Origin of the sequence: Marivirga sericea (assembly GCF_900177665.1) — a bacterium.
Lineage (GTDB): Bacteria > Bacteroidota > Bacteroidia > Cytophagales > Cyclobacteriaceae > Marivirga > Marivirga sericea.
Genome location: NZ_FXAW01000009.1, coordinates 1 through 15,525 on the forward strand (window position 1 = coordinate 1; position 15,525 = coordinate 15,525).

The 15,525-nt window shown below is 34.4% G+C and carries 22 protein-coding genes; 19 read left to right on the top strand and 3 right to left on the bottom strand.

The genetic code is table 11. The features are described 5' to 3' along the window. Positions 1-491: transposase (locus B9Y84_RS17780; protein WP_139828096.1), on the bottom strand; the 491-nt coding region annotated here is incomplete at its 3' end. A gap of 337 nt (positions 492-828) precedes the next feature. Here B9Y84_RS17780 and B9Y84_RS17785 point away from each other — a divergent pair. From B9Y84_RS17785 to B9Y84_RS17875, 19 genes are all read left to right on the top strand, one after another. Further along, a complete protein-coding gene (locus B9Y84_RS17785; RefSeq protein ID WP_085518751.1) occupies positions 829-1,536 on the top strand; it encodes an SMI1/KNR4 family protein in 708 nt (235 codons plus the stop codon). Between the two features lie 218 nt (positions 1,537-1,754). Then, positions 1,755-2,036 (top strand): type II toxin-antitoxin system RelE/ParE family toxin, encoded by a 282-nt coding sequence (locus B9Y84_RS17790; RefSeq protein ID WP_085518752.1) that lies wholly within the window; start codon positions 1,755-1,757, stop codon positions 2,034-2,036. A 9-nt stretch (positions 2,037-2,045) separates the two neighbouring features. Beyond that, positions 2,046-2,345 (top strand): HigA family addiction module antitoxin, encoded by a 300-nt coding sequence (locus tag B9Y84_RS17795; RefSeq protein ID WP_085518753.1) that lies wholly within the window; start codon positions 2,046-2,048, stop codon positions 2,343-2,345. Between the two features lie 234 nt (positions 2,346-2,579). Further along, positions 2,580-3,101, top strand: a complete 522-nt coding sequence (locus tag B9Y84_RS17800; protein WP_085518754.1) for a DUF6933 domain-containing protein — start codon at positions 2,580-2,582, stop codon at positions 3,099-3,101. A 485-nt stretch (positions 3,102-3,586) separates the two neighbouring features. Further along, positions 3,587-4,327: a LytTR family DNA-binding domain-containing protein gene (locus B9Y84_RS17805; protein ID WP_085518755.1), complete on the top strand. Its 741-nt coding sequence runs from the start codon at positions 3,587-3,589 to the stop codon at positions 4,325-4,327. A 153-nt stretch (positions 4,328-4,480) separates the two neighbouring features. Further along, a complete protein-coding gene (locus B9Y84_RS17810; RefSeq protein ID WP_085518756.1) occupies positions 4,481-5,143 on the top strand; it encodes a CPBP family intramembrane glutamic endopeptidase in 663 nt (220 codons plus the stop codon). Positions 5,144-5,535: 392 nt separating this feature from the next. Continuing rightward, positions 5,536-5,787, top strand: a complete 252-nt coding sequence (locus tag B9Y84_RS17815; RefSeq protein WP_085518757.1) for a type II toxin-antitoxin system ParD family antitoxin — start codon at positions 5,536-5,538, stop codon at positions 5,785-5,787. 46 nt (positions 5,788-5,833) lie between these two features. After that, positions 5,834-6,079, top strand: coding sequence for a type II toxin-antitoxin system RelE/ParE family toxin (locus tag B9Y84_RS17820; protein WP_262494128.1), 246 nt, complete (start codon positions 5,834-5,836; stop codon positions 6,077-6,079). Between the two features lie 304 nt (positions 6,080-6,383). Then, a complete protein-coding gene (locus tag B9Y84_RS17825; protein WP_085518758.1) occupies positions 6,384-6,632 on the top strand; it encodes a DUF6364 family protein in 249 nt (82 codons plus the stop codon). Next, the gene (locus B9Y84_RS17830) at positions 6,629-7,051 is read left to right on the top strand and encodes a type II toxin-antitoxin system VapC family toxin (RefSeq protein ID WP_085518759.1); all 423 of its coding nucleotides are present in this window, start codon (positions 6,629-6,631) and stop codon (positions 7,049-7,051) included. Before B9Y84_RS17825 ends, B9Y84_RS17830 begins: the two co-directional genes overlap by 4 nt. Before the next feature lie 136 nt (positions 7,052-7,187). Next, the gene (locus B9Y84_RS20775; RefSeq protein WP_085518760.1) at positions 7,188-7,589 is read left to right on the top strand and encodes a class I SAM-dependent methyltransferase; all 402 of its coding nucleotides are present in this window, start codon (positions 7,188-7,190) and stop codon (positions 7,587-7,589) included. 20 nt (positions 7,590-7,609) lie between these two features. After that, a complete protein-coding gene (locus B9Y84_RS20780; protein ID WP_085518761.1) occupies positions 7,610-7,858 on the top strand; it encodes a hypothetical protein in 249 nt (82 codons plus the stop codon). 111 nt (positions 7,859-7,969) lie between these two features. Then, complete coding sequence (locus B9Y84_RS17845; RefSeq protein ID WP_085518762.1) at positions 7,970-8,815, top strand: hypothetical protein; 846 nt, start codon at positions 7,970-7,972, stop codon at positions 8,813-8,815. A gap of 106 nt (positions 8,816-8,921) precedes the next feature. Next, positions 8,922-9,473, top strand: a complete 552-nt coding sequence (locus tag B9Y84_RS17850) for a Crp/Fnr family transcriptional regulator (protein ID WP_085518763.1) — start codon at positions 8,922-8,924, stop codon at positions 9,471-9,473. Positions 9,474-9,549: 76 nt separating this feature from the next. Next, positions 9,550-9,975, top strand: a complete 426-nt coding sequence (locus B9Y84_RS17855) for a hypothetical protein (protein WP_085518764.1) — start codon at positions 9,550-9,552, stop codon at positions 9,973-9,975. A 4-nt stretch (positions 9,976-9,979) separates the two neighbouring features. After that, entirely contained in the window at positions 9,980-11,470 is a 1,491-nt protein-coding gene (locus B9Y84_RS17860; protein ID WP_085518765.1) for an alpha/beta fold hydrolase, read from the top strand. Between the two features lie 242 nt (positions 11,471-11,712). After that, positions 11,713-11,934: a hypothetical protein gene (locus tag B9Y84_RS17865; RefSeq protein ID WP_085518766.1), complete on the top strand. Its 222-nt coding sequence runs from the start codon at positions 11,713-11,715 to the stop codon at positions 11,932-11,934. Next, positions 11,934-12,236 (top strand): type II toxin-antitoxin system RelE/ParE family toxin, encoded by a 303-nt coding sequence (locus B9Y84_RS17870; RefSeq protein WP_085518767.1) that lies wholly within the window; start codon positions 11,934-11,936, stop codon positions 12,234-12,236. Before B9Y84_RS17865 ends, B9Y84_RS17870 begins: the two co-directional genes overlap by 1 nt. Before the next feature lie 412 nt (positions 12,237-12,648). Next, positions 12,649-13,470, top strand: coding sequence for a Kelch repeat-containing protein (locus B9Y84_RS17875; RefSeq protein ID WP_176223831.1), 822 nt, complete (start codon positions 12,649-12,651; stop codon positions 13,468-13,470). 169 nt (positions 13,471-13,639) lie between these two features. Here B9Y84_RS17875 and B9Y84_RS17880 read toward each other — a convergent pair whose 3' ends face one another. Continuing rightward, the gene (locus tag B9Y84_RS17880) at positions 13,640-14,290 is read right to left on the bottom strand and encodes a DsbA family protein (protein WP_085518769.1); all 651 of its coding nucleotides are present in this window, start codon (positions 14,288-14,290) and stop codon (positions 13,640-13,642) included. Positions 14,291-14,342: 52 nt separating this feature from the next. Continuing rightward, positions 14,343-15,476 carry a M23 family metallopeptidase gene (locus B9Y84_RS17885; protein ID WP_176223832.1) on the bottom strand — a complete coding sequence of 378 codons (1,134 nt, stop codon included), beginning with the start codon at positions 15,474-15,476 and terminating at the stop codon, positions 14,343-14,345. Positions 15,477-15,525 lie beyond the last annotated feature (49 nt).

Here is a 15,525-nt window from a genome sequence, read left to right on the forward strand (position 1 = left end):
TAGCGTACTTTACGCAAGTGTTCTTCTAACTCTTCTTCAGGCACCTTTAATTCAAGACTATCCATGCTGGCATTGGCCTTAACTGGAGCAGAGTCGATGGCCTGGGTATGACCAGAAACCATTCCTTTTGCTACACACATGCTGAAAATATGCTCAAATACTGATTCGAACACTTCCTCTGGAAATAACTGCCTGGTCCGGCTTAGCGTACTATGCCAGGGCAGTTCCTCATCTATGTCATAGTCCAGGAAAAACAGAATATCTAAACGCATACTGCAATGATCAATCAACTTACGATCGCTGATAATATTTTCTAAGTAACCTACCAGACATAGCTTAAAAAACACGACAGGATCAAGTGATTTTTGACCGCAAAGACCGTAGTATTTGCGTGTTTCTTTATAGAGATAACGCAAGTCCAAAATGTCCTTAAGTCTTCTGTAAAAGCTGTTCAAAGGCACTCTATCAGAGAGCTGGAAGGTGGTAAACAGCTTAGGTTGATGGGCTTTTTTCCTTGCAAGAGTTTATTTAAAAATACTGAAAATCACCTACATATGCCAGCAAATTTTAGCTATTTTTGAGTTGTGCAACAGACACATCAGCTATCGAATCATTATGAAAGGTCATCAAATTACTAAGATTCCCAATCAAAACGATTGATAGCATGACGTTGTGTGCAATTCTCTATATTACTATGCCATTAACTTCACAAGCTAACGGTAGAGCTTAGAAATTAGAATAAGAAAATGAGGATTACAGGATGCTCATTTATAAAAATATTATAGGGCGTTATTTAAAATTATGGCAGACACCTAAAATGATTAGACCATGTTGAATATAAAAATTTTGATTCTGGCTATTACATTATTAACTTCTTATAAAGTGGAGTATGAAAGCAACAATTCAATGTCAGAAAATTGGAAAACGTATAAGAAATATTTAGAAGATAAGTTGCCTGTTTATTTCAAAAGATTGAATCCTCCAGCAACCAACGAAGAAATTGAAGAACTTGAAAATCAAATTGGTTCGGAATTGCCAGAGGAGTTTAAAGCTCTTTATAAATTGAATAATGGGGAGCAAGAATCTTGGTTTAATGGAGGTGTCATGTGTGGAATGCGAATGTTTACACTTTCACAGATCAAGGCTGAAATAAAGAAACTTAAAGAGATTGAGGATCAATTTAATTTTAACTCAAAATGGAATGGTGACATTACTCCTGAAGGTACAATAAAATCAGGAGCGTATTATGAAAAGTGGATACCAATTTTTAGTGACAATAATGGAAACTTTATTGGGTTAGACTTAGACCCCGATTCCGAGGGAGTATATGGTCAGGTAATAAATTTCGGAACAGATGAATATGACCATTTTATCATCTCTAAATCATTGGTAGAATTTGTAGATTTTATAAATAAGCAGTTTGAAAATGGGAGAGCTGATAAAGCTATTTTTGAGAACGATAATGGTGAAAATGTAATGTTTGGATTAGCTGTAGAAAGTCATTTAACAGATGATTTAAGAGAGATAAAAAAGTAAAAGCACACAACACTAAATATAGGTCATTGGGCAAATAGTGCTAAAGCCGAAAATGATTACATTTAAGAAAATATATAGGGAATTGGTAGTTTGGAGCCTTGAAATGCCCAACGCACTATATTCTTAACGTTATGCAGCACTGGAATCCTCGCCTCATCAACATTTCCTAATACGAAACTAATTAGTTATCTTTGGCGTTAGTAACGCAAAGAGTAATCATGATAAAATCTTTTGGAAGTAAAGAAACAGAGAAGATCTGGAACGGTCAAAGATCAAAAAAGCTTCCCAACGAAATTCAAAACATTGCCAGAAGAAAATTAAGAATGATTAATAACTCTCAAGATTTACAAGACCTGAGAACTCCACCTTCGAATCGGCTGGAAAAATTAGGTGGAAACTTAAAAGAATTCTACAGTATCAGAATAAATAAGCAATGGAGAATAATCTTCAAATGGGAAAATGGAAATTGCTTTGAAATTGAAATTACGGATTATCATTAATTTGAGATTATGGAAAAATTAGACAACATACATCCAGGAGAAGTTCTCAATGAAGAGTTCTTAATACCCATGGAAATTTCAGCATATAGACTGGCCAAGGATACTTTTATACCTCAAACCCGAATTAGTGAAATTATAAGGGGACGCAGAAAAATTACAGCTGACACCGCTTTAAGATTAGCAAAGTACTTTGGAACATCAGCGAAATTTTGGCTTGGTTTGCAAGATGATTTTGACATTGAAGAGGAAAGTAATGACAAACAAGATGAACTTAATAGCATTCAACCAGCTAATATAAACGCAGCATAACGTTGTGTAAAACCCATTTGCTCCGCACCTTGTAGCAAACATTATGCATAGCTTGCCCGCAATTTATGCTTGCACTTCGTGGCAAGCAGCTTTACATTTAGTTTACCAGCGTGTATGCGGACGTTTTCATTATTATCTAACATTGAAGGTTTGCTAAAAGCGCATAAATTGCTGCTTTCAGTATTTCATAGCCTAATATAACAAATGGTTTTTATATGGGCGTTGTAAAACATTTTGAGTACTCCAATTCACACATCGAAAAAGCTAGAGAAGCTGGTTAAGCGTTTAATTGTTGCTGACCATAATTACGAGCATGGAATGCTTGGAAAATGGAATGCCACTATATTTTATGTCGACAGAAAAAAGTGCTGGCTTATTTCAAATGCTCGTACACAATATAATGTAATACTTCCTGACATAACATCGAAGGATTTAAAGAATATCGACAATATATTCTGCGAGACACTTTACGGACAACTATTGTATGACGGAATAATCACTGATTTTGATAAACTTTGTAATATCATCGGTAACCTTATTTTCTTACCAACTGATAATGACCGTAAAACTACAGGCTTCCAAAATCACAGAATTGCAGACTTAGAATGGTGGAAACACGAGTTCGGAAGTCTAGAAAATATGCCCTTTAAAGATCTGACAAATCGATTAAATTATTCTCCTATACACATTGGAGAAAGTCATAAAATGTCAGACTATACAGATGCAATTAAAGAAATGAAGAAGCTACTTAATTAATAAACAACGTTTTACAACATCACATAAAACCAATTTGCTCAGCACTTTGTAGCAAACCCAGCAGTAACCAGCCAGCAATTTATGCTTTCACTTTGTGGCAACTTTATCAACGGGCGGACCGAGAATTGTAGGGCTAACTAGCTTTCAAGGTTATTCATTCAACTCAACTATTTGCCATCATCGGGCGGACAAGTTTTTACCGACCCGCTGGACTCGCTGTATTGGGACAGCATCACTTTAATCAACAGTGAGCCTTGGTGGAAACCGCATAAATTGCTTAGTTTAGCTTTTCATAGCCAACATAGGCAAACAAGTTTTATGTAGGCGTTTGTAGGCGTTGGTAACAACCTACAGAATAGCCTCTGATCAAAAGGAGGTTACCTGAAAACTACATTTAACTAAAAGAAATCATCTAATATTATCAAGCAGTTTCCTACAATGAATACTTTTGTGGTTATAAAATTTCTAAATAATGATCAGTGGAAATGAATAAACTGAATCCATCCATCAGATATCACTTACTTGTAGGCCTGCTCTTTGCCCTTTGGGGCTTTCTGTTCATGTTTTTTGTCAGGCCCTTTACTGATAACACTACAGGGTTCTTTTTTTGGATCAGGTCCAGCATCGGATTCAACTTGATCGCTTTCTTAGGATATGCGCTCATAGCTGTGATCCAAAAGGTAATTTATGATAAACTGCAGAAGTGGTCATTTGGCCTGGAAATTAGCACCCTCTTATTTTTTTACATCCTTCACACGGCAGGTACTTTTGCACTTTACAAAAGCCCATTCATTACTGGAGGCTATACTTTTCTTCAATGGAACACTGAAATCATGATGAAAGCGGCAATTGTAAACTTAACTTTCCTAGCGATCGCAAGAAACTACCTCATCAAACTAATACCTCTTAAGGATGATATCCTGACCATAAAGGGAGATAACAAACTAGATATCTTAAAAATAAAAAAGTCTGAATTGATCTGTGTTTCTAATGCACAGAACTATGTGGAGATTTTTTACACCCAAAATAATACGCTTCATTCCAAACTCATTCGTAACTCTTTAAAGAACCTGAAAGAAGAATTTGATTTCCTTATCCAAGTGCACCGCTCACACCTTATCAACCCCTCTCATTTCAAGTCTTGGAAAAATTCAAACACCATTTACTTGACCGAAATGGACCTTCCCGTTTCCAAAACTTTCAATAAGGAACTTCTGTCTGCATAGTTTTTTGTACCTAAAACCAGAGCTTTCCTACCAATCGATTTCACATTAAAATCTTTATACCTAAAAAAAGCGTTTTCGTACCAAAACACTATAAAAATTCAGAAAACAGGGGTTTTCGACTCAAATTTGTATAGAATCGAAAATCTATAAACAATGAACAAAATCACTACACGACAGAACTTAATTCCATTAATTACCTTTAGCATCATTTGTTTCATGTACTTTGGGCCAATTACTCGAACCGTTTTTGAAAATATAATTATCTCTTTAATAATCATTGCAGCTAATTATTTTGAATACAAGGGAAAGCTATTTTCAGCAATTGGATTATATCGTGAAAAATTCAATGCGAAAAACTTGTTGGTTATCGCCCCTTTATTAGCATTTGGACTGTTTTCCTTATATGTAATTGTCCTAGTTCCTGGAATCGAGATGCTCACAGGAGTTCCTATTGATTATTCAAGTATGGACCACTTGAAAGGAAATCTTCCAACCACTATTACCTGGATATTAATAGTGTGGGCTACAGCAGCCTTTGGTGAAGAGATTATTTTCCGTGGATACCTTATGCGACAGTTCATCAAATTCTTTGGGGACAGTACGATAAGTCTTGTCATTATTATCCTAATAATTTCTAGCTTTTTCGGATATATGCACATGCAGCAAGGAATTACAGGACAACTTGTTGCCGGATCTACAGGAGCTCTCTTTGCCATAATATTTGTCATACGCAAATATGATTTGTGGTTTATGATTATGGTACATGGCTTTTTTAACACCATTGCCTTTGTTAGTATTTACTTAGGATTGGCGTAATTTATTCAACTACAAGTAATAAAACATATACCTTAAATTTGCCTAAACGGCCTAATTGATGTAGCAGATTTTCCATAATTGATTAAATGCCCAATGCATTTTGTCAGATCCTATTTACTGTAAAAAGTATAGTGCTTATATTGCTGAATAAAGTTCGTTTGAATAACCAATCACTTTCTTTGGCACTAAGTTGAATTGTAAAAGGCAGTTGCCCCACTACATATAGCTTATGGCGGTTACGGTGGTTAAGGAAAATTTAGTACATTTAATTAAGTATGGTGCCGGCAAGCAAGAAGGCACTTCGAAAACCGCCACAAAGCCATATGCTTAACGTTGTGGGTAATTTGCAGTAGTTACCAATTTTTGGTACTTTTGTTTAAACATTTATAGTTATGAGCAAAAATACATCTATCTCTCTCGGTAATTATTTCGACCAATTTGTACATGGACAAGTTTCAGAAGGACGCTATAAGAATGTAAGTGAAGTTATTAGGGCTGGGCTTAGACTCCTAGAAAATGAAGAAAATAAAACTATAGCCCTAAAAAAAGCTATCCAAGAAGGACTTGATAGTGGAACCGCCCACGACTTTGACCCAATAAAAAATTTGCAGGAATTAAAGGCTAGTAAGAAAGCGAATGGTTAAATACCAATTAACTCGAAAAGCTGTAGAAGATCTAAATCGAATTTAGATTTACACTTTTGAAACCAGGTCAGAAGGTCAAGCAGACGATTATTATCAAATGCTTCTTTCAAGGTGTAATGATATTGCAAATAAACCAAACCTAGGGAAACAATATCCTCAAGTTAAGGATGGCCTTTTAGGAATTAAAACCAATAGACACATAATATTTTATAGAGTGTTAGATTTTCAAAGGATCGAAATCATAAGAATTCTTCATGGGCGAATGGACATAGCAAGCAGATTAGAGGAATAAGAATAATACCCACAACATAAGCTAAAAATGCATTTACTTACTGCCTCTAGCAAATTGAACAGGTAAATCCCCACAAAACCAAACGTTTAGTTTCACTCAAAGAGAAAACAAAGTAGGTCTATCCATTTAGGACTGAGTTATTGTAGATATGGTTCTGCTTTGCTAATTTAGTACATCGTCCGTTAAATGTAGCAAACGCATTTTAGCAGGTCGTTAGGTTTAATTTGACCTCATCAAGAAAAGTCATCACAGAATTAAATTATACGTATTTATTTTTTATATTTGAACGTATAAATAGATGACTATGGACACAAAATTAACTTTAAAGCTTAATCAAAAGATTATTGAGAAAGCCAAAGAATATGCCTCCAATAAAAAAATGAGTTTATCACGACTTATTGAAGCCTATTTACAATCCTTAACTACGGAAAATAACACCTCAGAATTTGAGATTTCGCCATTTGTGAAAAGCATCTCATCTGGAACTGAAATACCCTCTGATTTGGATCACAAAAAAGTCTATTCGGATTATCTAATGGAGAAGTATAAATGAGCAAAAGGATTTTTATTGACACTAATATTCTCTTAGACTTTTTAGGAGAACGGAAACCTTTTTACGAGCCGATTGCAAAAATTGCAACTCTAGCAGAAAAAGGAAAATTAACAATTATTGTTTCTCCTATTTCTTTTAAAACGGTAAACAATTTTCTTGCAAAATTCGAGAGCACAAAGATTGCGAGAGAAAAACTAAGGAAATTTAAAATAATCAGCGAAATATGTTCTTTAGACGAACGTACAATTGAAAAGGGGCTTAATTCGTCTTTTAACGATTTTGAAGATGCTTTACAATATTTCAGTGCAACAGAATCAGACTGCGAAATAATAATAACAAGAAATGGAAAGGATTTTAAAAAGTCTTTACTACCTGTAATGACAGCGGATGAATTTTTAAAATCTTTGAATACAACATAAATACACCCAACACTAAATATAGGCCATTCGGCAGATAGTGCAAAAGTTGAAAATGATTGCATTTAAGAGACAAACAAAAATCAATTAGGCTGAGCCAAAATATAGTGTAAACCCTAACCTTTAACTTTTGTAAAGCATGTGCCTTTACAAACACGAAATGGAAGACCGATATATAGAAACACACAAAACTTGGAATAATATTGCTCAGCTATACGAAGATAGATTTATGTCGCTTGAGCTCTATAACGACACATACAAGAGCTTTTGTAACATACTATTAAGAGCAGATGCTTCCGTACTGGAAATTGGTTGCGGACCAGGTAATATCACCTGCTATTTTCTAGACTTAAATCCCAAACTAAAGATCTTGGCAACTGATCTTTCGGAGAATATGATTGATTTGGCTAAAAGTAATAAGCCAGAGGTTGAGGTTCAGATTTTGGACTGCAAGAAGCTCAAAACAATCAATAATAAGTTTGAAGTATCATTTGTGGATTTACCATTCCATATCTGTCAAAATTCGATTGCTCAGAACTGATTTTTGATTGCAGTAATTTATTGACAGCAGAAGGAATTTTCTATTTAAGTTTTGTTGCTGGAGATTACGAAAAATCAGGATTTATATCTGGTAGTTCAGGAGATAGAGTTTATTTTTATTATCATGAACTCAAAAGAATAAAACAGGAACTAGAATTAAATCACATGACGGTTATCGACTTTATTGAAAAGGAATATAAAAAGCCAAACACCATTTCTGAAATACACACTATTATAAACGCAAAAAAACGAACTTACAACAATTTGTAAAAGCCGTCTTTAAAAAACGCCTTTTACGATTAAGGTTCGCAACAATTTGCACAGATTAAGAAAACCAGTAACTTTATTTAAAGTGAAAGGAATATTTAAAACCTACATCCTATGAAATCAAAAACAATAATCTTAATCGCAATAAGTTCGATTTTCATTTCTTTCACTAGTACTGCCCAAGACTCGAGAGCTCAAAAATCCAGACCCTTTGATATAGATAAAGATTTATTATTAGCCCACTTTGACTGTAAAACTGATGTAGATGACCTTCAATCAGTAGCTGCTTTAATAACACTATTGACTGATAGCAAATATTCGGGAATAAATTATCATGCAGTTGCTGGTACTTATGGCACTCAGGACGGTTTATATGTCCCCCCAAATGAATTATTTAAGCTTGCATTTGGAGACAACTGGACAGACGCACATGCAAATTTTGATCAAGCTGTTACACAAGTTAAAAAAATTGCAAAAGCAACCCTTGAAAATCAAGGTGATATTTGGGTTGCAGACGCTGGTCAATCTGATTTTTCCGCCAAATTAATACAGGCTATTCAAGCTGATTTACCAAGCATGAATATATCAAACAGGATTCACATAGTACAACATAGTGATTGGAATGAAGAAGTTACCTCAGCCGTTAGCTTGGATTTCGTGAAGAAAAATATTGATTATCAAAAAATACCTGATGGTAATGGGGTTGGCAATGGAACGCCCGGATTTAGATCTCCTGAATATACTATGTGGAGAGAGAAGATTAAAAATCCCCACTTGATTGATGTATGGCAATTAGCTATTGATTTATCAAACAGATATAATGGAAAAGAGGACCGTTATTATAATAAGGCTATAGCTGCAGGCGGATTGGACTTTTCGGACCTTTCAGAGGTTTGTTGGATCTTAGGGTTAGAAGACATAAAGGACACAGAACACTTCTTTAATCTTTACTCTAATTAAAAATCCATTAGGCTGCTAAAAATAATAATCTAGCTAAATAAACCTTTGGGTTTATTTAGCTAATTGCTGTAAGCAATTAAAACAAAACATTGTGCCACACAACAAAATGAAAGAAATAATTCAATCAAACATTGACTTGTCGGATGACATTTATGAACTATTTCTAAATTCATCAAAAAGAAAAGAGGTAAAAAAAAATCAACTATTATTCAATCAAAATAGAGCCACTAACAAGATTTTATTCCTTGAAAAAGGAATTTTACGTGGCTACAAAATTATTGATGGTAAAGACTTCACACACCATTTTTATTTTCCCAATTGGTTTGCTACGGATTTTGAAAGTTTTCTAAAGGAAAATCCTAGTCAAATCTATATTGAAACACTTACGGATACAATTTTTTATGAATTCAATAAGAAAGACCTTCTTAATCTTTACAAAAAGCATCATCAATTAGAAAAATTGGGTAGAATAATTGCAGAAAAAGCATACCTCGCAACCGTTGAAAAATTATCAGATATGCAAATACTTGATTTAAAACAGCGATTCAATAGTTTAATTAATAAAAATCCCGACCTATTTCAAAAAGTGCCACAAAAGTATATTGCTTCCTATTTAGGAGTTTCAGAACAAAGTTTGAGTAGAATAAAAAAAACTTGATTTCTTAACAAATGCGAATGCATTACAATTTAAAACACAGTTTCTTTGTGAATATTAATAATTTAAAAATTTACAAATGAAAACTATCTTATTTATCACCTCCTCCTTCTTACTTGTTTTTTCAAGCAACTTAAATGCTAATTTAAAAATACCATCCGAGAATATTTCAGAATCAGCAACAATGGACATCACATTACTTAAAGGTAGCTGGAAAATAGATTTAAGTCCAGAAAACGATTCTGATTATAACTTTGCCAAAATGATTATTACAAATGTTGGTGATAATTCACTTGAAGGCTATTTTTACAGAGACGAAGTAAAGATTCGTGAAGGTAGAATAAACACACAATCAGGAATTATTTATGGAGCTTTGGTTTCGGGCGACAATTCAGGTATTTATAATACATCTTTCTACTATAAAGATGGTTTTTTGTATGGCTCAACGCATTCAGTTGACAAAGACTTTTTAGCTGTTTGGAAAGCAACAAAAGAAACTAAATAAGATTATGAAGTTAGTCACTATACTATACTTATTTTTCAGCATTACTTCTTGTGCACAAAACAGCATAAATAAGTCTGATTTTCTACCAACTTTCAAAGAATCCAAAGAGACAACACACGAAATTTCTGCAAAACAAAACTATACATTTGGATATTTGGAAGTTTTGGAGAATAGGCGAAATCCGAAAAGTAGCACTATACACATACCAGTTTATATATTCAGAAGCAGAAGTGAGAATCCAAAAAAAGATCCAATTATCTATACAGTTGGTGGTCCTGGTTATACTTCTATGCGTGCATCACAATATATGGAATACTACAAGTATCTAGATGATAGAGATTTCATTTTATTTGAGCAAAGGGGCACTCAATACGCAAAACCAAGTTTAGATTGCCCCGAATGGTCAAAAGCGGTTTATCAATCTGATCTTTCAAATTTTGATACTACCAAAACTGATAGTCTTTTTCAAAAAGCAGCCAAAGCGTGCAATGAACAATTGCGCAGAAAAGGAATTGACCTAAACTATTACACAACAAATCAAATTGCAGCCGATATTAATGACTTGATAAATGTGTTGAAAATTGAAAAATATAACTTGCTTACAATGTCTTACAGCACTAAAATAGGGCAGGTTTTAATAAGAGATTATCCCGATAAAATCAGAAGTGTTGTAATGGATTCACCACTACCATTAGAAGTAAACTATGATGAAGAGAGCGTGAAAAATCTTTTAGAAACTATTACAAAGTTGCTTTCGGATTGTGAAAATGATGAAAAGTGCAATTCATCCTTTCCAAATATTAAAAACCGTTTTTTTAAGTATTTGGAAGAAAAAACTATACATCCACTACAAGTAGAAATAGAGAATCCAAAAAATGGAAAAATCGAAACGTTCTATTTAAAAGGTGAAGATTTGATTTCAGTTTTTAGTTCTGCGAACACTGGTGAGGTACCTAATATTCCTTTTGAGATTGACAGACTATTAAATAACGACTTGACATCAGTTGAAGAACAACTGTCCTATCTTTTCCAAGAACCTGGAAAGGGTATAGGCATAGGAATGCGTTTATCTGTATGGTGCGCTGAAGAATATCCTTTCAACTCTCAAGAAATCATCAAATCTGAATCAATCAAATATCCACAAACAAAAGGATTATCGCCAGCAGTATTTGAAAAGGAAATTTGTGAGATTTGGGGCGTACAAAAAGTTGCAGACATTGAAAATGAACCCATTAAAAGTAATATTCCTGTTTTATTGATAAGTGGAGAATATGACAATGAAACGCCTGTGAAATGGGCTGAATCAATGGCTAACAAGCTGACGAATAGCTTCCATTTGGTTTTTAAAGGTTGGAAACATGGCCCTACTACTAATTGGAGCAATCAATGTGCAATGCAAGCAGCGAATGATTTTTTTAACAGTCCGACTATCAAACCAAATCCAGAATGTTTTGCGGAAATAAAAAGACCAGAATTTAAAACGGTGGAAAAATAACTGTTGACAAGACCGTATATAAAAAATAGTGATTTAAGTGCTTAAACGACAATGAATTTTATAAATTTAAAGCCAATAATAAACCGAAAAGTAAGTGCATAAAAGTCCGCTACTTTTCATATACAAGGCCGTTGTAAATCATTCGGTCCTAAATCATCAATTGGTACTATTAAAATCAATCCATTAAAACTGTTCATTTACGACTGCGTTTATTTTATTATCTTTGTACAAATAGAAAGAGCATGAACATTCAAGCCGAAAAACTCAGGATAATGAAAATGATTCTTGAAACAGATAATCCAACTATTCTTGAATCAATTAAGAATCTGTTTGTAAAACAACCCGATTCGGACTTTTGGACAACTCTCCCGGAGAATGAGAAAGAGGATATTCTAAAGGGAATAGAAGAGCTTGAAAAGGGAGAAGTGGTTAACTACGATGACTTTATAGCAAGACATCGGTAATGAGAGAAATATTACTCTCGAAACGAGCATCTGACAAGTTAGAAAAACTGCTTCACTATCTTGAATTGGAATGGTCTCTGAAGGTGAAAAAGGCTTTTATTGGCAAGCTCGACACCGTATTTGCTCAAATTTCAAAATACCCAGATAGTGCACCTAAATCTGATTCGGTAAAAGGCCTTCACAGATTTGTAATATCGAAGCAGACTACCATGTACTATAAATATGATAGCAAATCAGTAAAAATTGTTACCTTTTTCGATACCAGAATGAATCCTAAAAGGCTAAAGAAGGACACCAAATAGAAACGATTTACAACATTGTATAAAAACCCATTTGCTCACCACCTTGTAGCAAATTGACTGCTAAATATCCCGTAATTTATGCTTGCTTTTCATAGCTAGCCAGCAAGGATATTGCTCATAGCATTTAAGGCACATAGTTATTTTAATTTTTTGCAATTAATAAACGGGGTTGGTTTGCGGAGAAAGCATAAATTACTACTTTCAATATTTCATAGCCTAGTATAGCAAACGGGTTTTATATAGGCGTTAGAGAGAATTTGCTACTCAATTAATGTTTAAGATCATTAATAAACTTCTAAAGTGTCTTCCCGTCCTCCTTGTCTTATCAGCTTGTATCGATGATGATCTCTCTCGAGATGATAGCTGTTCATCAAACCTTCCAGCTACAGACCAGTGGATTAAATTAGAACCAATGAATGTAAGGAGATTTGACGCTGCTTTCGAAATGTCTTGTAATAAAATATTCGTACTTGGAGGCGCTTCTAATGCTCCTAGGAGTGGAGAATATTATGACCTAAAGACTAATAAATGGCACAAAACCACGGATTTAATTGAGGAACAGGCGGGTGTAACTAGTGAGTTAATTAATGATAAAATCTATCTTTTTGGCAATCAAATGTCTAGCAAAGTTCAGTATTATGATATAGCGTCAGATATTTGGTCATACACAACTGATTTCCCAGTTGAAGGTCTTTATTGGGCGACATCTGAATCTTATGCTGGGCAAATCTATATCATGGGTGGTTACATCCCATCAGAACCTGATAACCCTACAAAGATGTACATCTTCGACCCTGTTTCAGAAACTTATTCGGAAGATACAATCCCGTCTGATTTGCAACGACCGAGATCTGTTCGAGTTGATGACATGTTTTACCTGTGGAGTGCAGGCATAATGTACTCCTATAAACCAATTAATGATACATGGAAAAAAATTGAATCTGCAAGCGCCTACATGATTTATAATCAAGAAGCTGTGTATTACAAAGAAAGGATGATGTTTATTGGTGGTTCTGAAACCGCTGGTAAGGATTCACCAGCAACCACAGATATAACAGTTTACGATCCAGTAACGGATGATTGGTCGATAATCCCTTCATCTATAAATTATGGCCGCCATTATAAGTTAAGTGTGTTTTCAAAAGATACTTCACTCTTTATAGTTGGAGGAAGAGAAGCTATTACCTGGGAATCAATCAAATATTTAGAATACATCTCTAATCTTGAACTATAAAAAATCTCGCTAACACTAAATATAGGTCATTGGGCAGATAGTGCTAAAGTTAAAAATGGCTACATTTAAGAAAATATATGGGAAATTGGAAGTTTGGAGCCTTGAATTGCCCAACGCCCTATATTCTTGGCGTAAAACCAAAAAGAGCATATACTCGAGTAGAATTGCTTTATTTTGAAGTTGCCGACTCTTTAGCTAAAATCTCCTCAATCACAGCTTTCATTTCATCCTCTGCTCTGTAACCTCGTGCAATTAAATACCCTTGGTTTCCAATACTTAGCACTACAGAAGGAAAACCTCCGATCCCCATTTGTTGACCTATTTGAAACTCCCTATAGGTTTTTTCTTTGTATGCAGGCTCTTCCATCTTACTTTTGAAAACTTCCCAAGGCAAATCGAAACGGTTGGCCAACTCCTCGTAATTTTCAATTTCATTAAGGTTAATGCCTTTCTCGTATAAAGTCGATTGCAAAGCGGACGCAAACTCAATACTAGAGTTATTGGTCATCGATTTGTAAACCGTCATAGCTACACACGGTAATTCCGAATTCAACATTAAACTACCTTCCTCCAAGATATCCAAATAAGGCTTACCAAACTTTACCCCAGTCATTTCCTCCAAACGGGGCATAGCTTCCTTTAGATAGTCTTTCATCTCGCTTAAAGGCTTCACTCTTTCTCCCAGCACCATTCCACCGCTAATGGCTTCAAAATTTATTTGTTTTTGAAATTCTTTCTCTAGCTTTTTAATTACGGGACTGAATCCAAAACACCATCCGCACAAGGGATCATAAAAATATAATAATTTTGCTTTTTCCATGTTGCTACATACGTTAATTAGTTAGTGGAGTTGAGCTTTACATCATAAAAATCTACTTGAATTCTCCTGAAAGTTGGTAGCCAAAAGATGCGCCATTATCATCTGGGCTTAATGCCAATAAATACATCCTAGTTTTAGCAGGCACGCTAAACTTATAGGGTAATTTTTTGGTACTGATAAGATTCTTTAATTGCAGTTTCAACACTCCGCTCATTTCAGTTTTCATTCCATTATCAACATAAATCAATATATAATCACCGTATTCTTTTGAATCAAATTCAATCTTATTATTAAGGCTAGAGGGTTCTATTTTACCTTCAAATTCTGATTCTTGAAATTTATCTTCCACTTTAAAATCAGGTTTTCCAGGATGATAAGCATAATAGCCCTTGGATTCAAGCGGAATAAAAAGCTTGTTTTCATAATTTAAAAATTTGATGGGCAAAGTGAAATTTTGAAAATCTCTATTCTGCGCTACCATAAAATGCAAATGTGGACCTGAACTATAGCCTGTATTTCCACTTATTCCTATCAATTCACCTTTTCTAATTCGGTCTCCTTTCTTCACCAAACTTCCCTTTTTCACCAAATGGACATAACTTCCTAAAGTCCCATCTTCATGATAAACCTTAATAAAATTACCATATGGCTCATATTTTGGAGCATTCCCACTAGTATCTGAATCTTCTTTAACTTCTATCACTACACCGTCTCTTGCTGCATATATACTATCCCCAATTTCAAGATTAAAATCTATGGCATTAATTCCTCTATGAGTACCGGATCCGTTATTACCTTGTCCAACCCTAACTCGTTTGCCATGTTTATAAGGCAACAAATAAGGGAAATCGCTATCAACTTTTAGTGATGGATCCCCAATTGTATACAGAAAGTTAAAATCAAATGAAGTTCCTTTTTCTTCACTTTGCTTCTTTATCTCCAATAATTTTTGTTTAGACGCATTGGGCTGCACAGTCCTTATAAAGGTTTTATCACCGGAGTCACTGCTAAGATTCTGCAGATTCTTAAAATTAATCTGCACCATGTAGGGAACTTGTTCAATATTTCTCCCAAAGAAAACAAAACCCTCCTCCGATTTCTCATAAAAGATTTCCACTGGCTTTTGCTGAGCCAAAAGTGAATGGGAAAAAACTATACTGAAGAATATAAACAAAAGTCTTTTCATATTATGATCATTTAATGCCATTACTTCTTACACTGAAATAGTACTGATT